General features: G+C 63.4%; 18 protein-coding genes. 11 read left to right on the forward strand and 7 right to left on the reverse strand.

Translation table 11 applies throughout. The annotated features are described in order from the left end of the window. From EN932_RS10120 to EN932_RS10155, 8 genes are all read left to right on the forward strand, one after another. Positions 1–1,463 (forward strand): dihydroxyacetone kinase subunit DhaK (locus tag EN932_RS10120; protein ID WP_128368802.1); only part of this gene is annotated, 1,463 nt, incomplete at its 5' end. 72 nt (positions 1,464–1,535) lie between these two features. After that, complete coding sequence (gene dhaL / locus EN932_RS10125) at positions 1,536–2,138, forward strand: dihydroxyacetone kinase subunit DhaL (protein WP_127370067.1); 603 nt, start codon at positions 1,536–1,538, stop codon at positions 2,136–2,138. Further along, positions 2,135–2,524 carry a dihydroxyacetone kinase phosphoryl donor subunit DhaM gene (dhaM, locus tag EN932_RS10130; RefSeq protein WP_013528085.1) on the forward strand — a complete coding sequence of 130 codons (390 nt, stop codon included), beginning with the start codon at positions 2,135–2,137 and terminating at the stop codon, positions 2,522–2,524. Before dhaL ends, dhaM begins: the two co-directional genes overlap by 4 nt. Positions 2,525–2,546: 22 nt before the next feature. Then, positions 2,547–2,849 carry an HPr family phosphocarrier protein gene (locus tag EN932_RS10135; protein WP_013528086.1) on the forward strand — a complete coding sequence of 101 codons (303 nt, stop codon included), beginning with the start codon at positions 2,547–2,549 and terminating at the stop codon, positions 2,847–2,849. Further along, complete coding sequence (gene ptsP / locus EN932_RS10140; RefSeq protein WP_127384624.1) at positions 2,833–4,419, forward strand: phosphoenolpyruvate--protein phosphotransferase; 1,587 nt, start codon at positions 2,833–2,835, stop codon at positions 4,417–4,419. Before EN932_RS10135 ends, ptsP begins: the two co-directional genes overlap by 17 nt. Before the next feature lie 11 nt (positions 4,420–4,430). After that, positions 4,431–4,853, forward strand: a complete 423-nt coding sequence (locus tag EN932_RS10145; protein WP_013528088.1) for a hypothetical protein — start codon at positions 4,431–4,433, stop codon at positions 4,851–4,853. A gap of 92 nt (positions 4,854–4,945) precedes the next feature. After that, a complete protein-coding gene (dhaK, locus tag EN932_RS10150) occupies positions 4,946–5,932 on the forward strand; it encodes a dihydroxyacetone kinase subunit DhaK (protein WP_063173532.1) in 987 nt (328 codons plus the stop codon). Between the two features lie 100 nt (positions 5,933–6,032). Next, complete coding sequence (locus EN932_RS10155; protein WP_224618437.1) at positions 6,033–7,013, forward strand: nucleotidyltransferase family protein; 981 nt, start codon at positions 6,033–6,035, stop codon at positions 7,011–7,013. Between the two features lie 7 nt (positions 7,014–7,020). Here the strand turns inward: EN932_RS10155 and EN932_RS10160 are convergent, their stop codons facing one another. From EN932_RS10160 to EN932_RS10175, 4 genes are all read right to left on the reverse strand, one after another. Then, on the reverse strand, positions 7,021–7,998 hold the full coding sequence (locus tag EN932_RS10160) for a hypothetical protein (RefSeq protein ID WP_013528091.1): 978 nt from the start codon (positions 7,996–7,998) through the stop codon (positions 7,021–7,023). Further along, positions 7,995–8,429 (reverse strand): lasso peptide biosynthesis B2 protein, encoded by a 435-nt coding sequence (locus EN932_RS10165; RefSeq protein WP_013528092.1) that lies wholly within the window; start codon positions 8,427–8,429, stop codon positions 7,995–7,997. The genes EN932_RS10160 and EN932_RS10165 overlap by 4 nt, the downstream gene beginning before the upstream one ends. Beyond that, positions 8,429–8,716: a PqqD family protein gene (locus EN932_RS10170; RefSeq protein ID WP_032898709.1), complete on the reverse strand. Its 288-nt coding sequence runs from the start codon at positions 8,714–8,716 to the stop codon at positions 8,429–8,431. The genes EN932_RS10165 and EN932_RS10170 overlap by 1 nt, the downstream gene beginning before the upstream one ends. Before the next feature lie 442 nt (positions 8,717–9,158). After that, a complete protein-coding gene (locus EN932_RS10175; protein ID WP_164753479.1) occupies positions 9,159–9,971 on the reverse strand; it encodes a DUF2259 domain-containing protein in 813 nt (270 codons plus the stop codon). Positions 9,972–10,114: 143 nt separating this feature from the next. Here EN932_RS10175 and EN932_RS10180 point away from each other — a divergent pair, with 143 nt between their 5' ends. The 3 genes from EN932_RS10180 to EN932_RS10190 all read left to right on the forward strand — a co-directional run bounded on the left by EN932_RS10180 (position 10,115) and on the right by EN932_RS10190 (position 14,223). Then, the gene (locus EN932_RS10180) at positions 10,115–12,022 is read left to right on the forward strand and encodes a propionyl-CoA synthetase (RefSeq protein ID WP_127368594.1); all 1,908 of its coding nucleotides are present in this window, start codon (positions 10,115–10,117) and stop codon (positions 12,020–12,022) included. A gap of 113 nt (positions 12,023–12,135) precedes the next feature. Then, a complete protein-coding gene (locus EN932_RS10185) occupies positions 12,136–13,218 on the forward strand; it encodes an acyltransferase (RefSeq protein WP_024501824.1) in 1,083 nt (360 codons plus the stop codon). Between the two features lie 246 nt (positions 13,219–13,464). Beyond that, positions 13,465–14,223 carry a metallophosphoesterase family protein gene (locus EN932_RS10190; protein WP_013528097.1) on the forward strand — a complete coding sequence of 253 codons (759 nt, stop codon included), beginning with the start codon at positions 13,465–13,467 and terminating at the stop codon, positions 14,221–14,223. 65 nt (positions 14,224–14,288) lie between these two features. On the opposite strand, the gene EN932_RS10195 is transcribed toward EN932_RS10190, so the two are convergent. The 3 genes from EN932_RS10195 to EN932_RS10205 all read right to left on the reverse strand — a co-directional run. Further along, a complete protein-coding gene (locus EN932_RS10195) occupies positions 14,289–16,676 on the reverse strand; it encodes a polysaccharide biosynthesis tyrosine autokinase (RefSeq protein WP_027164272.1) in 2,388 nt (795 codons plus the stop codon). Positions 16,677–16,911: 235 nt separating this feature from the next. Further along, entirely contained in the window at positions 16,912–17,808 is an 897-nt protein-coding gene (locus EN932_RS10200; RefSeq protein ID WP_013528099.1) for a UTP--glucose-1-phosphate uridylyltransferase, read from the reverse strand. A 74-nt stretch (positions 17,809–17,882) separates the two neighbouring features. Next, positions 17,883–18,755, reverse strand: an 873-nt coding sequence (locus EN932_RS10205) for a glycosyltransferase family 2 protein (protein WP_164890454.1), incomplete at its 5' end; no start/stop codon positions are given.

Genomic DNA, 18,755 nt, shown 5'->3' on the forward strand with positions numbered 1-18,755 from the left:
AGCCTTCACATGCCGGTTTCGTCGGCAGGGGCATGCTGACGGCGGCGGTTTCGGGCGAGATCTTTGCCTCGCCAAGCGTCGAAGCGGTGCTGGCGGCCATTCGCGCGGTCACCGGCCCGGCCGGCTGCCTGCTGATCGTCAAGAACTACACCGGCGACCGTCTCAATTTCGGCCTGGCGGCAGAGAAGGCGCGCGCCGAAGGGTTTCGTGTCGAGATGGTCATTGTCGCCGACGATATCGCTTTGCCCGACATCACCCAGCCGCGCGGCGTTGCCGGCACCTTGTTCGTGCACAAGATATCAGGCCACCTGTCGGAAGCCGGCCACGATCTGGCTGAAATCGCGGCAGCGGCGCGGGCGGCGGCCAAGGACATCGTTTCGCTCGGGATGTCGCTGTCGTCCTGCTCGATCCCGGGCCAGCCGCACGAAGACAGATTTGGCGAGAACGATGGCGAACTCGGCCTTGGCATTCACGGCGAGCCGGGCGTCGAGCGGATTGCGGTGCAGAGCGCCGACAGGCTGGTGGCGATCATGGCGGAGCGCCTTGCGAAGCGGCTTGATCCCAAGGCCACCTACGCCTTGCTGATCAACAATCTCGGCTCCGTGCCGCCGCTCGAAATGTCCGTTATCGCCAATGCGGTGCTTGCCTCGCCGTTGGCTAAAACCATCAAACTGACGATCGGCCCGGGCCCGCTGATGACGGCGCTCAACATGAACGGCTTCTCGCTGTCGCTGATCCGGCTGGATGCGGCGCGCGAAACCGCCTTGCAGGCGCCGGTCGGCCCGCATGCCTGGATACCGGCAAAGCCGGTTGTTTCACCTGCCGTCGTGCCGATGGCGAAAGCGGCCGGACAAAGCGTGGCACGCAAGCCCAGCCAGGATGCGCGGACCCGGTCTCTTCTCGTTACCATCTGCGAAAGGCTGATCGCGCTCGAAGCTACTTTGAACGGACTGGACGCCAAAACAGGCGACGGCGACACCGGTTCGACGGTGGCGACCGGCGCGCGCAGTGTTCTCGAGCGGCTCGACACGCTACCGCTTGCCGAGCCTGCAGCCACCCTTGGCGCGATAGGCGACATTCTGAGCGCGTCGATGGGCGGCTCCAGCGGCGTGCTGCTGTCGATCTTCTTCACGGCGGCGGCGCAGGCTCTGGGCGGCGGCGCGAGCCTGCCCAGAGCGCTGCTTGCCGGCCTTGAACGGATGACCTTTTATGGCGGCGCCAGAATTGGCGATAGAACCATGGTCGATGCGCTGGAGCCGGCGCTCAAAGCACTCGACGCGAACGGCCTGGAGGAGGCGGCAACAGCAGCCCGCCATGGTGCCGAGGCCACGGCCGCCATGGACAAGGCAAAAGCCGGGCGGTCGACCTATGTCGGCAGCAAGCTGCAAGGTGTGGTCGACCCCGGCGCTCACGCGGTCGCCGAAGTCTTCGCGGCGGCCGCGGCATTGCATGAAGCGGCCTGACGTATGCTCCAGTTGTCGAATGACCGTTCTTTCGATACTGCCGGCAAGATGGAAACCGGGAATGCGGGTGACATGGCGGCGTTGAACCTTGCCCGGCTGATCGCGGCCGCCGCGGATACGATCGCCGCGAACGCCGAGGAATTGACGGCGCTCGACCAGGCGATCGGCGACGGCGACCACGGGCTGAACATGAAGCGCGGCTTCGAGGCCGTGCGCGCCGAAGCCGAAGCATTTTCGGCCAAACCGCTGCCCGATGCCCTGAAGGCGATCGGCACCAAGCTGGTGATGACGGTCGGCGGCGCCTCCGGCCCGCTGTTCGGCACCCTGTTCCTGGCATTCGGCAAGGAGATTTCGGCGAAACCCGATCGCGCCAATCTGACGGCGGCGTTCGGCAAGGCGATCGAAGCTGTGGCAGCACGCGGCAAATCGCAGATCGGACAAAAAACCATGCTCGACGTGCTGCAGCCGGTGCATGACGCGCTGCTGCAGGGAAAGACAGCTCTTGAAATCGCCGATATCGCCGACGCCGCGGCCGACGCGACCGTCCCTATGAAAGCCTTGCGTGGCCGCGCCTCGTTCCTGGGCAACCGATCGATCGGTCATATGGACGCCGGCGCGCGCTCAACCGCGCTGCTGGTGCGCACAGTGGCGCACAGCCTCGGGGAAAGCGCATGAGCAATGTCGGCATCGTCATCGTCTCGCATTCGCCGCTGGTTGCCGAGGGCACGGCCGACATGGTGCGGCAGATGGTGGGCGACGAAGTGCCGCTTGCATGGTGCGGCGGAAACGGCCATGGCGGGCTCGGCACCAATGTCGAGGCGATCATGGGCGCCATCGACAAGGCCTGGTCGGAAGCCGGTGTCGCCATTCTGGTCGATCTCGGCGGCGCCGAGACCAACTCGGAAATGGCGGTGGAGATGATCGGCGAGCCACGGTCGCACAAGATCATAGTCTGCAACGCGCCGATCGTCGAAGGCGCGGTGATGGCAGCGACCGAGGCCTCCGGCGGCGCCTCGCTGCGGGAAGTGGTGGCGACGGCACATGAATTGTCGCCGTCGTGAACGAACGGGAATTTTGAAAGACATGTCCGCATCCGCCGAAGCGACCGTTGTGATCACCCACGAGGTGGGTCTGCACGCGCGTCCTTCGGTGAAGTTCACCAAGCTGGCCAAGAGTTTTGCCGCCGAGGTGGAGATCGCGCTCGCCGCCAATGGACCATGGTTCGACGCCAAGAGCATCGTCAAGGTGATGGCGGCCAAGGCGCCGAAGGGCACCGTGCTGCACATCAGGGCCAGCGGTGACGGCGCCAATGATGCCGTCGACGCGTTGGTCGAACTGGTGCGGCGCGATTTCGACGAAGGCGCGGACCATGTCCGAACCGCTTAGACTGCAAGGCATTTCGGCGTCGGCCGGCTATGCCGAGGGGCCACTGTTCGACCTCGACCAGACTGTCGTATCCTATGTCGGCAAACAAACAGCCGACGACGAGAAGGCCGCGCTCGAAGCCGCAATCGCCGTCGCGACAAGCCGTCTCACCGCATTGAGCGAGATGGCCGAGGGCGATGCCGCCGACATTCTCGAGTTTCAGATCGCCATGCTGCAAGACGATGCGCTGAGCAGCCCGGCCTTTGCCGCGATCCGCACCGGCCTGCCAGCCGACAAAGCCTGGCGGCAAGCGCTTGATACCGAGATTGCCGGCTACGACGCTTCAGACCAGGATTATTTCCGCGCACGGGCCGCCGACATACGCGATATCAGGGACCAGGTGCTGCGGGCGCTGTCCGAGGATGGCGACGTCCAGGCGCCAACCGGCGCCATCCTCTACGGCTGGGATATCGCGCCGACGCGTTTTCTCGAAACCGACTGGAGCCGCGGCGGCGGCATCGCACTGAAGGCGGGCAGCACCGCCAGCCACGTCGCCATGCTGGCGCGTTCGCGCGGCGTGCCGATGGTTGTCGGGTTGGGCACTTCGCTGGCTCGTCTAACCGGCACAGCGCTGCTCGACGCCGAACATGGCGGCATTGTGCTGTCACCCTCCAAGACTGAAATCGCTGCTTTTCGCCAATCGTCCTCATCATTCCGGGCGCGCAGCGACCGGGCCGGGACGTTCCTGGCGCGACCGGCGGTGACCAAGGCCGGCACGGCGGTGCGCGTGCAGGTCAACATCGCCGACCCGTCCGATGTCGACCTCATCGACATTACGACCTGCGACGGAGTCGGGTTGATGCGCACCGAATTCCTGTTCGGCAAGACGCTGCCGGATGAGGAGACGCAGTATCGCGCCTATCGCAAGGTGCTGGAGTGGGCCGGTGAAAAACCGGTGACGATCCGCACCGTTGACGCCGGCGGCGACAAGCCGGTGCCCGGCTTTACGGTCGAGGAGAGCAATCCGTTTCTCGGCCTGCGCGGGATCAGGCTGTCGCTGGCAAGACCCGAGGTGTTTCGTGTACAGATCCGGGCGCTGCTGCGCGCCGCTGTCCATGGCAGCCTGAAAGTGATGTTCCCTATGATCGCCATTGTGGAGGAATACCGACAGGCAGCGGCGATGTTCGCCGAAGAGCAGACTGCACTTGCCGCACGCGGCGTCGCACACAACATGCCGCCGCTCGGCATCATGGTCGAAGTGCCTTCGGTGGCGATCGTACCGGAAGCCTTTACCGATGCCGCCTTCTTCTCGATCGGCTCCAATGATCTCACCCAGTATGTCATGGCGGCCGCCCGCGACAACGCTGCCGTGGCGCATCTCAATTCGGTCCGTCATCCGGCCGTGCTGCGGCTGATCGCTGCCGTGACGGCGTTTGGCCAGCGGGAAGAGATCCCGGTCAGCCTGTGCGGCGATGCAGCCGGCGATCCAGCCTCGATCCCGTCACTGATCGAGGCCGGCCTGCGCGATCTTTCCGTCGCGCCGGCGCAACTCGCCATGGCCAAGGCGGCCGTCGCGGACGTTTCTGTCTAGGCGCGGCCGGCATGGTCGACAGGACACCCGAACCCGGTTCCGAAGAGGCGATCCGCGCCTACAAGACGATCCTGTCGCAGGTCATCGACCAGCGCCCGTCCGGTATGCGCCAGCGCCTGGCCGATGCGCTCGGCAAGCACCGCAGCTTCGTCACGCAGATTTCCAGTCCTGCCTATTCGATCCCGATTCCGTCAAAACATTTGCCGGCTATATTTTCCGTCTGCCATTTCAGCCCGGCCGAGCGCGACCAGTTTCTCGCCGCCTATCACCAGGCGCATCCAGGCAAGATGTCGATCGCATCAGGCATGCGCAAGACGCGGCATGTCTCGCTGATCGTGCCGGATTTCGGCGACGACAAGCAGAACGCCGCGCTCGATAAGGCGGTGAACGATTTTATCCAAAAGATCACCAGCATCACCGGCAAGAGTGGCTGATCGAACTCTTGTTTTACGCAATTCCGGACGGAAAACCGCGATACACTTTTCCTGGAATTGCTTTGGAAGGCCTATTTCGGGAGGAGACGGCCGTGAAGAAGTTTATCAATTCGGTGGACACGGTGCTGACCGAAAGCCTCGACGGCTTCGTCGCCGCCCATGCCGACATCCTCGTGCTCGGCGACGCGCACAAATTCATCCGCCGAAAGACCTTGCGGCCGGGCAAGGTGGCGCTGATCTCCGGCGGCGGTTCCGGTCACGAGCCGCTGCATGGCGGCTTTGTCGGTCACGGCATGCTGGACGCCGCCTGCCCCGGCCAGGTATTCACCTCGCCGACACCGGACCAGATGCTGGCGGCGGCAGAGGCCGTCGACACCGGCGCCGGCTGCCTGTTCATCGTCAAGAACTATGAGGGCGACGTCATGAATTTCGAGATGGCGGCCGAAATGTCGGAAGGCGTCCAGCAGATCGTGACCAATGACGATGTCGCGGTCGAGAATTCTTCCTATACGACGGGCCGGCGTGGCGTCGCCGGCACGCTGGTGGTGGAAAAGATCGTCGGCGCGGCGGCCGAACACGGCCTGGCTCTGGCGTCGCTGAAGGCGCTTGGCGACCGCGTCAACGCTGCTACCCGCTCGATGGGCGTGGCGCTGACCAGTTGCACCGTGCCGGCGGCGGGCAAGCCGACTTTCGATATCGGCGACGGCGAGATGGAGTTCGGCGTCGGCATCCATGGCGAGCCCGGCCGCCGGCGCGATGCGCTGAAAAGCGCCGATGCGATCGCGCAGGAGATTTGCGCCGCGATCCTCGGCGATCTCGGCGACAAAGCGAAAGGCCCGGCGCTGCTGTTCGTCAACGGCTTCGGCGGCACGCCGCTGATGGAACTCTATCTGATGTACAACAGCGCACGGCTAATCTTCGAGAAGCATGGCGTGACGGTGACCCGTTCGCTGGTCGGCTCCTACGTCACCTCGCTCGATATGGCCGGCTGCTCGATCACGCTGACCATGCTCGACGACGAGACGACCGCATTCTGGGACGCGCCGGTACACACTGCGGCGCTGCGCTGGGGCATGTAAAAGCTGGCTTACATTAGGCTTTTCTGCAACCATTCCTGACTTGCTCGCAATGCTAGCTGGGTTGATGCTGCCACCGCTTACTTCCGCCGAAGAAAGACTCTTGCTGCGCTTCGCTGACCCCGAGGCGGCGGCAGGCGGCGAAGATTTGTCGGCAAAGACGCTGACGGCGCTGCTCGACAATGCCGAGTTTCACGGCGTGCTGCCGATCATGTTGCGCAAGCTCAGCGGGGACGCGCGGCTGCCAGCGGATGCCGACCTGCACGGCAAGCTGGAGGATCTGCGCCAGAAGGCAACGATCGCCACCGGCCAGTCGATGCTGTTGAAGTATCATGGCGACCGCATCATGAAGGGATTGGCGGCGGACAATATTCCGGCGCGGATCGTCAAGGGACCCGTCTTCGCGCGAAAGCTCTACCGCAACGTCGCCGACAGGCCCTTCACCGACATCGACATCCTGGTCGAACCCGCCAATCTGGCCAGGGCAAACCAGGTGATCGCGGCATGCGGCTTCGAGCTTGGCAGCAACGAGGCCGAATCCTACGAATTGCAGGAATTCAAATGGCTGGAAAAAGAGAATTCCAGCCTGCTGGTCGAACTGCATGGCGACCTCGTGCATGACACCGGCATGCGGCGGCGCCTGTCGCTGGGTTTCCCTGAATTGCGCGCCATCGACGGCGAAGCCACGGACACGCCGGCGGCTCTTCTAACGATCGCCATCGTGCACGCCGCCGGCGGCCACAAATTCCACCGCCTGCAGCTTTGCGTCGACGTGCTGCAAGGCGTGCGGGCGCTGCAATCACCCGAAGCGGAAGCACGCCTGTTCGACGCTGCCCGTATGACCGGCATCGAACTGGAGTTGGCAATCGTGCTCAATGTGACCGGCCAGCTGTTCGACGAGAGCCGCGCGCTCGAACTCGCCGGCCGCATCAAGCCCGACCTCTCCATACGGCTGGCCAGGCGGTTGATCACAACGAATACGCTGCTTGGCGTCAATTCCAGGGACAGACTGGGCTCACGCCTGCGCCGCGACGCCTTCCGGTGGATTCAGAGATTGGCCAAGGCCAGGCCGCAAGTAGCCTGACTTGACGTCAATCCAGGGTGCCGCGGATCAGCGCCGCAGCGTCAGCCGGGCGCGCGCCTACTTCGAGCTGGAAGGTCGGCACCGCATTGACCAGCCCGGCGATGGTCGCCAGCCTGCGCTTCTGCATCGGCAGCAGCCCGGTCATGCCGGTGCGGACATTGTCGACTGCCAGCGCCACCATCGCGTCGGTCCTGGCCATGGCGACGAGCCGGGTCTGCCCGTCGGCGGAACGCGCCAGGTGCAGAAGCGCCGCCACCGGCCGGGCGGATGCGTTTTCCACCCGGATGATACCGCCCAACCGTTCTAACGAGACCGGCTGTTCGCCGTTGCGATCCCACGTCTGGCCAAGGCATGGCGCCACCTGCGGGATCATTTCGGCAGTCTTCCGGTGGATTTTGACGGCGCGCGGCAAGCCCCAGGCTACAACCTTGCCCGAAGCGACATTCAGGATCATGGCGTCGTCGGAGCAGAGGCCAAAGCCCTGTGTTGCCAGCGCCAGCGACGTCGTGGTCTTGCCGGTGCCGCTCGGGGCGTGGATCAGCACCACCGCATCGCGGTCAGGCAAGGTCAGCCCGGCCGTATGCAGCATATGCTGGCCACCGGCGTCGAGCGCGGCATCCAGGACCAACATCGACGGCGTCCAGGCGGCTTTCGTACCGGTGCTAATCCGGAGTTCGGCCCAACCTTCCCCACCATTGATCGCAACGGTTTGGCGCCCGGGAAAGACCAGATGGACAATGCCGCCATCCTCGATCATCCGGCAGGGACCATCCTCCGGCACCTCGCCATCGAAGACCAGGGATCCATTGGGTGTCTCGTCCAGCGTGTCTGTTTCGGTGATCTCAAGACGAAAGTCCGGCGCGACGGGTTCCTCTATGCGCAGGCTGCCCAGCATCCGGTCGAAATCCTGCCACAGCTCGGAGCGCTCGGCCGATATGCCAAGGATCAGGCCGTTGAGGCCATAGCAGGCTGAAGGTCTGGTCAAGCGGGACGCGCCTTTACGGCATCGGCATGATGACGATAGATCTCGACCATGCCGGGAAGCTTGTCGCTGACCACCGGCTTGCCGTCGAGGCAGACCCAGCAATGCGCCGATAGACGCTGCGCTTGCATCGACTGCGGTTCGACGCCGAAGCGCAGGTCCGGATCGAAGCCGGCTAGTCGCAGGAAACGATGACCGAGCAGACCTTCCCTCAAGCACCTGCGGTCACGCATCAGCCAGGGATGGCGGACCGTGCGGTTGACGCTCGCGACGATGTAGGCGGACGCCAGACCGCGATAGGGCGTCGACGAGGCGAGCGGCGCCCATTTGAGCACCTCCTCGAAGCTCCGGTTGGTGACAAGGACCGGCATCAGCCGCGCGCTCGCCCAGAGATGGCAGCGAAAAAGAGCGCGCAGGAGCGGGCCGTCAGCCATCAAGCACCTGGCGCGGCGAGGATACCTTCCGAGATCAGATCCGTGGCCAGTGCCGCCATGTCCTGATCGAGCGTCCCCTTGTCGACCTCGAACTCCTCGCAAAGCAGGTCGACGATCTGGTCGAGGTTGCGCGCGCCGTCCACCTTGTCGAGAAAGGCTTCGGTCGTGCCGTTGCATGTATAGAGCTGGCCGCTGCGCGCCAAAAGCACGACTGCGCCATCGCCCACATGCTGCACCGAGGCATCCTCGGCCAGCCGCAGAACGGTTCCAGAGACTATTTCCACCACGCCCCCTCCAAGCCATGCTCATCCCGGAAATCAGATAGCGCGGAGGTGGAGCGCTGTCTATCGGCCGATCACGGGAGCCCAGTTCAGGGGACCAACGGCCTTGCTGACAGATTCTCCGCGCCAGTCGCGTTAGAACCTGCTCGGTTGCGTCTTCCCGGCCGCATTCGGCCCAGAAATAGTCATCGATGAAACGTGACAAACAGCGGGCTGCCGGCAGCGGACGTTGCATTTCTTCCCCTAAGTAAGGTAAAACCTGCCTGGGTATTGGGGAGATAGCGTATGCGTTACAATTGGGAGCGAGCTCCGACGAGCTTCGAACGTCATAGAAAAGCGCTGGCGACAGCCATTTTGATCGCTGGCGGCATTGGCCTCATGCTTGTGGCCCTGCCGATCTAGAAACAACCTTGAGACAGAGCGGCTGCCGGCGCTTGGGCGTGACCTCTCAGCGTGGCTGCCCGGTCACTGCGAGGAAGCGGCGATCGCGCCCCTCGAAACCCTGGCTGAAACGCTGCACCAGCACGACAATTACCGCCGGCTTGCCGGCCGGGGTAAGTTCGTAGGATTCCGACAGGCTGTAGGAGGTCGGGCAGTTTCTTGAGCCCGGCACGGTCTTGTCCTCGTGCAGGATCTTGAACGGCTTGCCGTCCTGGCCTTGCAGCGTCAGCCGGAAGCCGAGTGCCTTGCCAGATGTGTCGCGCTGCTCCGTCGTTGCGAAACTCGCCGAACAATCGCTCGTGCTGGCTGCCAGGATCTCGTCGAGCTGGATGGTCGAAACGCCCGTTTCGCCATGGAGCGGCGACAGCCATTTCTGCGACACCTGTTCGAGGCGGGAGATGTCGTTGTAGGCAACCATTTCACCCGGAAAGGTGAATTTGTCGGACGCTGTCTGCTCGGCTGGGGATGTGATTGCATAATGGGCGAGAATGGGCGCCGCCTGAGCGGCGGCCTGCGCCCTCGCCTGCTCCAGCGTCAGTGTCGCCTCCTCCGTCTCATCGACGACGAGGATCGGCTTACCGCCAACGAACCGATCCGTACGGGTATCGATGATGTCGATCTCAGACCAGCCGGAGTCCGAGGCGCCGGCGTCGAGCGTTCCATATTGCTCGAAGGCGAAATAAGCGCCATCCGGCGAAAAGCCGATGATGTGCCGTGCCGCGGCATCGCCGGCTTCAGCGGTTCCGGTGGACATAGCAAGTACGGCGCCCATGACCGACGATAGCGAAAAGCGCCCGATGATCCGAACAGCAGCAGACATCACCACCCCAGTCCCGTCTCGCAGTTCATAGCTGCTTGCCCCCAAGCGCCAGGTCGATGCCGTCGTCACAATGGCGTGGATTTGCGGCCAAGGGTAGAGCGCGCTATCTGGAAGGAAGAAAAACATTTCCCGGGGAGGTATGGATGGCTTCACGCTATCACGAGGTCTATGAAGGCTGGAAACGCGATCCGGAACAATTCTGGGCGGATGCGGCCGGCGCCATCGACTGGTATTCGCCCTGGGACAAGGTGTTCGACGCCAATGCCGGTGTCTATGGCCGCTGGTTCACCGGCGCCACCTGCAACACCTGCTACAATGCCATCGACCGCCACGTCGCCGGCGGCCGCGCCGACCAGATCGCGCTGATCCATGACAGTGCGATTGCCGGAACCGTGAAAAAGTTCACTTATGCCGAGCTGAAGCGCGAGGTCGTCGCGCTGACTTCGGTGCTGAAGAACCGCAGCATCGGCAAGGGTGACCGCGTCATCATCTACATGCCGATGGTGGCCGAGGCGGCCATCGCCATGCTCGCCTGCGCCCGCATCGGCGCGGTGCATTCGGTGGTCTTCGGCGGCTTCGCCTCGCATGAGCTTGCCACCCGCATCGACGATGCCAGGCCGAAGCTGATCATTTCGGCATCCTGTGGCCTGGAGCCAGGCCGCGTCGTTGCCTACAAGCCGTTGCTCGACAAGGCGATCGAGATCTCCCGCCACAAGCCGGACGCCTGCCTGATCCTGCAGCGCGACCAGTTGCGCTGCGAGTTGAAGGAGCATTTCGACATCGACTACGCCGATGCCGTCGCCCGCGAACGGGCAGCGGGCGCCAATGTCGATTGCGTGCCGGTGCTTGCCACCGATCCGCTCTACATCATCTACACATCGGGCACGACCGGTCAGCCCAAGGGCATCGTGCGCGACAATGGCGGCCATATGGTCGCGCTGAAATGGACGATGGAAAACGAGTTCGGCGTCAAGCCGGGCGAGGTGTTCTGGGCGGCATCCGATGTCGGCTGGGTGGTCGGCCATTCCTACATCGTCTACGGACCGCTGCTGCATGGCTGCACCAGCATCCTGTTCGAGGGCAAGCCTGTCGGCACGCCCGATGCCGGCACCTACTGGCGGGTGATAGCGGAGCATGGCGTGGTCGCGCTGTTCACCGCGCCGACCGCATTCCGCGCCATCAAGGGGCAGGACCCGAAGGGCGAGTTCATTGCCAAACACGACCTCTCGAAGTTCCGCACGCTGTTTCTTGCCGGCGAGCGCGCCGACCCGGAAACCATCAAATGGGCGGAGCAGAAGCTGAATGTGCCTGTGGTCGACCATTGGTGGCAGACAGAGACCGGCTCGCCGATGACGATCAATCCCGCCGGCCTTGGCCTGCTGCCGGTGAAATACGGCTCGCCCGGTGTGCCGATGCCCGGCTACGACATCCGCGTTCTCGACGATGCTGGCCATGAGGTGCAGCGCGGCACGCTGGGCAATGTGGTGATCAAACTGCCGCTGCCGGCCGGCTGCCTGCCAACGCTGTGGAATGCCGATCAACGGTTCCGCCAGGCCTATCTCGACGAGTTCCCCGGCTTCTACAAGACGGCGGATGCCGGCATGGTCGACGAGGACGGCTATCTCTACGTCATGGCCCGCACCGACGACATCATCAATGTCGCCGGCCACCGCCTGTCGACCGGCGCCATGGAAGAGGTGCTTTCGGCCCATCCCGATGTCGCCGAATGCGCGGTCATCGGCATTGCCGACGCCATGAAGGGCCAGGTTCCGCTGGGCTTCGTGGTGCTGAATGCGGGTGTGACCCGCGATATCGGCTCCATCGAGAACGAGGTGGTCGGCCTGGTGCGCGAACGCATCGGCCCGGTCGCCGCCTTCAAGACGGTGGTGACGATCAAGCGCTTGCCCAAGACGCGTTCGGGCAAGATCCTGCGCGGCACCATGCAGAAGATCGCCGACAAGGAGGAATGGGCCATGCCGGCAACCATCGACGATCCGGTCATCCTCGACGAGATCACTGCGGCGCTGAAGGAGCGCGGAATCGGACTTTGAGCCACTGAAGGGTGGGCCGCGGACGACCTTTTCGATCGGCAAGCAATACTTTTATTGTGCGACGCAGCAATGCACCCTAAAGTCGTTCGCGGGGGGCCATCGACAAAGGTCGCATGGCTCAGCAGAAGATTACATTTGGCGGCGTCGACATCCTGCGCTTTCTCGCCGCCGTCATGGTCATGGTCTACCACTATGGCTTCTGGGTGTGGGCGTATCCTGACGGTGTTTCGGCGCGCGCCACGGGCGGCGTTCCCCCGCAGCCGGCAATAGGCGCCTGGGTCGAATCCGGCTGGGTCGGCGTCCAGATCTTCTTCGTCATCAGCGGCTTCGTCATCGCCTTCAGCGCCGAAAGGTCGACACCCCTGCGGTTTTTCGAAGCCAGGGTGAAACGGCTGGCGCCGGCCGTGTGGATCTGTGCGCCGGTCACTGCGGCGGTGCTTTTGATCGTCGGCCTCAGCTGGCCGACCGATGCCGTCGTCAGGCTCGTCCGCACCGGCCTGTTCGCCCCTTACGCGCCATGGGTGGACAGCGTCTACTGGACGCTCGGCATCGAGATCGCCTTCTATGCCGTCGTCTGGACCTTGCTGCGGCTCGGCCGCTTCCATCTAATGGAAATTGTGGCCCTCGCCATCGGCCTGGTCAGCGCGCTGTTCTGGTGCCTCTACTACCCGCTCGACTGGGCCGACCTTGCCGAAACACGCACGCTCGACCTGCTTCTGGTGCATCACGGCGTGTTCTTCGCCACCGGCGTCATGCTGTGGCTGATGCGCTTCAAGGCGGTGACAGCCGCCCGCCTAGCCTTCTGCGCCCTGTTCCTGGCCGGTGGCGTGCTGCAGATCGCCAGTTCGGTCGACGTTCATATCCTGAAGGTCGGGCGTGATATGCCCTTCGCCCCGCCGATCCTCATCTTCCTCATAGGCATCGCGCTGATGGCGTGGTCGCTGCGGCTCGACCTCTCCTGGAGCGGCTGGCGCCGGATCGGGCTGATGACCTATCCGCTCTACCTGCTGCACGATGTCGTCGGCGCGGCCCTGCTCGGCATCCTGGTCCGCGCCGGTCTGCCGCATCTGTTCTCGATGGCGGTCGTCGGCGCGACGATGATCGCGGCAAGCTGGCTAGTGGCGACCGAGGCCGAACCACGCATCCGGCTGCTGCTCGACCATACCGTTTTCCGTTATCGGCTCAAGGCAGCCTGACGACGGTCCGGCAGACCGGCCCGGCCGCCGACCTAAAGCATGTCGCGCCTGAGCGGATTCAGGCCCACTCCAGGCCTTTGTTCCACGGATCGCTCTCCCAAAACGGAGCTCACTTCCGAGCGACATGCATTGGCGGTGCCGACCCGGCGCAGCTACATTTTCCACGATTGCGGAATTCTTCGTTTCGGGCATGATAACAGGCACTTATGCCTTCGGCATGAGAGCTTGCCTCGAGACGCCCGGCACGTGACCCTGTTCCAGCGAAAACCCCGCATCGCGGCGCGTCCGCGCCTCGATATCGACATGCAGGACGCTGTCGTCTATGCGATCGGCGACGTGCATGGCTGCTACAAGGAACTCCGCGCGCTGGAGCAGAAGATCCTGCTCGATTCGCTGCGCTTCCAGAGCCGCAAGATCATCGTCATGCTTGGCGACTACATCGACCGGGGGTTTCAGTCGGCGCGGGTGCTCGATCATCTCCTGGCGCCGCCGCCGAAAGGATTTCAGCGCATTTGCCTTGCGGGCAACCACGAAGTGGCAATGCTGAACTATCTCGACGGAAATCTGTCCCGCGAACCCTGGCTGGCGACGGGCGGCCTGCAAACCCTGTTTTCCTATGGCATCGATCCGGCGCGCCTCACCAGCCTCTACGGGAGCAGCGCGCAGATCGACCGGCGCATAAGGGAGATCATTCCGGACGATCACGTCAGCTTCCTGCGCGGGCTGCCGATCATGGTCCGTTCGCGGAAGTTCGTGTTTGTCCACGCCGGCATCAGGCCCGGCGTCGACCTTGCGGCGCAAACCGACCATGACCTGATCAACATCCGTTCGGACTTCTTCGAGGCAACGCACCTGCTCGACCGCTGGGTGGTGCACGGGCATACGCCGGTGGATGTCCCGAAGCTCGAAGGGCGCCGGCTCGGCATCGACACGGCCGCCTTCCAGAGCGGACGCCTGACCGCCGTCAGGATCGCCGACAAGCAAGGCAGGCTGATCTTCTCCTGACGCGCAACGATATTCAGGTGTGCTGGCCTGAAGATCGATACACTTCAGAGTGGACCCACTCGACGTCAGACCGGCGCCTTGCCGCGCACTTCCGACTTTTCCAGATAGTAGCTCGAATATTTATCGAAGAATTTTTCCGAGCCGCCGAACGATCCGTATTTGGCCAGTTTCTTCAAATCGACCTTGTTCAGCACCGCGCCGACGATCTTGTTGGCGACATAGGGTTCGGATTCCAGCATCGACCTGACCATCGCGCGCGGGGTGCGCCCCCACTCGGTGACCAGTACAAAACCGTCGACCAATGGCGCGAAGGCCTTGGCGTCGACCACCGGTCCGAGCGGCGGCAGATCGACGACGATGTATTCGAACGTCTCCTTGGCGTTCTCGATGAAGCGCCGCATGCCGGCCGAGGAGAGAAGTTCGCTGGTATGCGAGAAGTGACCGCGCAGCACCGCCGGGATGATCGCCAGCTTCGTCTGCCTGTCGATCTTGCCGACGGACTGCCAGGTCTGGCCGCCGACCACCGCTTCCATCAAGCCCTGCTCGGTTTCCATGCCAAGGCCTCGGCTGAGGCCGGGATTGCGCAAGTCGCCGTCGATCAGCAGCGTCTTGGAGCCATTGGCGGCAAGCAAGCCGGCGAGATTTGCCGCGACCGTCGACTTGCCCTCGCCGGGAAGCACCGAGATGATGCCGATGACGCGGCTGCCTTGCCCTTCCATCACGACGTCGAAGGCGATCTTGGCGCTGCGCAGCGTTTCGGAGAACATCGAGGCTGGAGAATCGATGCTGACCCGCATGCGCGCCCGCTTTTCGGCTGAAGACAGCGATTGGGTGGTCTTGGCGTCCACCTGGGTCTCGCCCGGCTTTTCTTCCTTGCCGAGCTTGCCGCCGATCGTCGGCAGGTAGCCGAGGAATTTCAGGTTGACGCGGTCGCGCACGTCCTCGCCGGTCCTGAAGAAGCGTTCGTTAAACTCGTTCAGGCCACCAAAGCCGGCGCCCATCAGCAGGCCAAGCACCAGCGAAAGTCCGAGCACGACGATGGTGCGCGGGCTTGAGGCCGTCATCGGCATCGACGCGTCGGAGATGATGCGGATCTTGCCGACCGGGAAGGACTGCTGCTGCGCGGCTTCCTCGTAACGACCCAGGAATGTCTGATAGAGCGTGGTGAGCGCCGTCGCCTGCTGATCGAGTTCACGCAGCTTGACTTGCGTCTGGTTGTCGACGGAACTCTTGCCTTGCGCGGCCGCGACGTTGGCCCTGAGCGCGGTCTCGCGTGCCTGCGCCACCTCATATTCGTTGCGATAGCTTTCGGTCAGCTGCTTCAGCTCGCCGAAAATCTGCGTCGATATGTCGGCCTTCTCCTTGGAGAGAGCCACCGCCTGCGGGTGCTCGGGGCCGAAATTCGCCTCGACGTCCTGCAGCCGCTTGGCCACCGTGAGGTAGCGGGTCTTGAGCGCCGATATGACCGAGCTGCTTGGCTGGTCGCTCGATATGGCGGCATCCTTGAAAGCGTTTTCGGAGCCGCTGTCGACGATGGCCTTGTACTGCTGGTAGCGGGCGCTGGCGCGTGCGGTGTCGGCCTGCGCCACGATAAGCTGGGCGTTGAGGTCGGAAAGCTGCTTGTCGCTCATCAGCTGGCCATCGCTGTTGGCCGCCAGCCCATGTTCAGCCCTGAATTTCTCAACCGCGAGCGAAGCTGCCTGCGAGCTCTGGCGCAGCTCCGTCAACCGGCCCTGCAGCCAGACCGCAGCCCGCTCGGTGGCATCGAAGCTGGCATCGAGCTGATCGGCGAGATAGGCATCGGCATAGGCCTTGGTGATGGCGTTTGCCAAGGCCGGATCCGTCGCCTGATAGCCGAGCGCGATGACGTAGCTTCGGCCGACGCGTTCCGCCCGGATCTCGTTCTGCAGCTTGAGGATCGCGTAGTCGCGGCGCGACGTGGCGATCAGCGCATCGCGGGCGGCCGGGTCGAGCTTGCTGAAGTCAGCGCCACCCGGCATGGAAGAGCTGGGGCGGACATACTGGATCAGGCTGCGGATGAGGCCTATGCCTTGGGCAAGCGCCGACTGGGGCGGATTCATGAACGTGTCGTTCTGGTCGAGCTTCAGCTTGTCGACGACCACGGCGGCAAGCCGCGTCGAGGTCAGGATCTCGATCTGGCTCAGGATGGCGGAATCGGTCTGCATGGTTGTCGACGTCGCCGAAATGTCGTCGACGATCTTGTTCAAGCCCTCGTCGATCAGCACGCTGGCGATCGACTGATATTTGGGCGGCGTTGTCTGCAAATAGAGCAGGCCCAGGAAGAGACCGATGACGGCACACACGGCAACCACCTTGGCCTGCCGTGCGGCCATGCCAAGCAGCCGCTCGATATCGATGAAGTCTTCGCCGTCTCCTGCGTCCGAATTCGGCAATGGCATCCTCTTGTCGAGAGGAAAGTTGGCATAATTCATCTTCGGTCCAATTCTAGAGCCGGTCCTATTCCGATTGATCGCAATTGGCTCTATCTTACTGTTTCAACATGATCTTTTCCGGAAACCGGGACCCACTTTCAGGGATCATGCCTTGGCTTGCAGGCGCCTCGAAGATCGGGAGCATCGCCAGAGCAATGCAAGCGTCGTGCCAGACGGAGAGAACCTGCCGGCCCCTCTTCGCCGGCCATCTGACGATACTCCCGAAAGATGGGCATTATGCGGCTTCTTCCTGGCGTTCATGCGACCGGACGAACTCCTGAAGCATCTCGAAAACCGGACCCTTCATGTCGTCGCGCGCCAGCGCGAAGGCGATGTTGGCCTGGATGAACCCTTCCTTGGAACCACAGTCGAACATGCGGCCGAGGAAAGGCTGGGCGAAGAACGGCTGATCCTTCGACAGACGAACCATGGCATCCGTCAGTTGAATCTCGTTGCCGGCGCCGCGCTGCTGATTGCCCAGGAGCGCGAAAATCTCCGGCTGCAGGATGTAGCGGCCGTTGATGTAGAAATTCGAAGGCGCATTGGCCGGCGCCGGCTTCTCGACCATGGCCGTCACCTCGAAACCGCCGCCGATCTCGGCGCCACGGCCAACGATGCCATATTTGTTGGTCTCGCTGGGTTCGCAACGCTCGACGGCGATTACGTTGCCGCCCGTGCGCTCATAAAGCTCGACGGTTTCGGCGAGGCATCCGCGACCGCCGAAGGACACCATGTCCGGCAGCAGCAAGGCGAAGGGCTCGTTGCCGATAACCTCGCGCGCGCACCAGACGGCATGGCCGAGGCCTTGCGGGGATTGCTGGCGGATGAAGCTGGTGGCGCCGGCCACAGGCAGCATGCTTTCGAGCGCCTCCAGCTGGGTCTTCTTGCCGGTCTGCTCCAGGGTGCCGATCAATTCCGGATGCAGGTCGAAATAGTCCTCGATCACCGCCTTGTTGCGACCGGTCACGAAGACGATGTGCTCGATGCCCGCCTCGAAGGCCTCGTCCACCGCATATTGGACGACAGGCCTGTCGACGACGGGAAGCATTTCCTTCGGCATCGACTTGGTCGCCGGCAGGAACCGCGTTCCAAGCCCCGCCACCGGTATCACGGCCTTCCTGATTTTCTTCATCGCAAATTCCTTCTGAGGAGATCGACTTCAATCCGTTCACAGGCCACGAAAATTCCCTCCATGTGCCTGCATCTTCACCTCCCCGCCCCGACGGCAAATTGTGCCGCCATTCTTCGCAACCGCACGGCGATCGGCATGCCCATATGCCTGACCGCCGCCGGGTCGCTGAGCGCAGTCCGGATCGCCTTGAGCGGGGACCGCGCCTTGATGTGCTGTACCAGTGACAGAAACGATGCCGCCTTGCGCAGGCTGCGGCCACGCCGCGCGAACGCGGCCTGCGCGGCCTCATCCATCCGATGGGTTTGAGCGAACACGGCATCCGCCCTGCGCATGGCTTCGACGTGGTGAAGCTCGAGCACGCGCGAAATGGAGACGCTGCGAATATGGTAGGCATAGCCGATATCGGGCTCGACGACGCATTTTCCGCCGTTGGCCAGGGCGGCGGCAAAGAGGATGTAGTCTTCGCCGATCCTCAGCTTCTCGTCATAGCGAAGCCGGTTTTCGTTCAGGAACTCGCGCTGGAAGATCGGCTTGAGGTAGCCGAGGTTGAACTTGGATTCGAAGACGACGTTGCCGGCGATGTAGGTGGCCAGCGAAATCTCGCGCAAGCCTTCCAGATATTGCCGCGGAAACATCGCGTCCTCGATAACGCCGTCCTCGCGAACGACCTGCAGATTGTCGACGGCGATCTGGGCATCCGCGCTTTCGGCACGCGCGATCATCCTGGCGAGCCGGCCGGGAAAGACCGCGTCGTCGGAATCGAGAACCGCGATCCATCTGCCGCGGGCGGCATCGAGGCCGGCATTCCTGGCGCCGCCCGGGCCGCGATTGCTTGGCAGGGCGATGACACGGACGATATCCCCGGGATAGGCCCGCGCAACATCGAGCGTCGCATCGCGCGACTTGTCGTCGACGACGATGATTTCGACGCTGACACCCTTCTGGGC

Source organism: Mesorhizobium sp. M7A.F.Ca.US.002.01.1.1 (assembly GCF_004022955.1).
Taxonomy (GTDB): Bacteria; Pseudomonadota; Alphaproteobacteria; order Rhizobiales; family Rhizobiaceae; genus Mesorhizobium; species Mesorhizobium ciceri.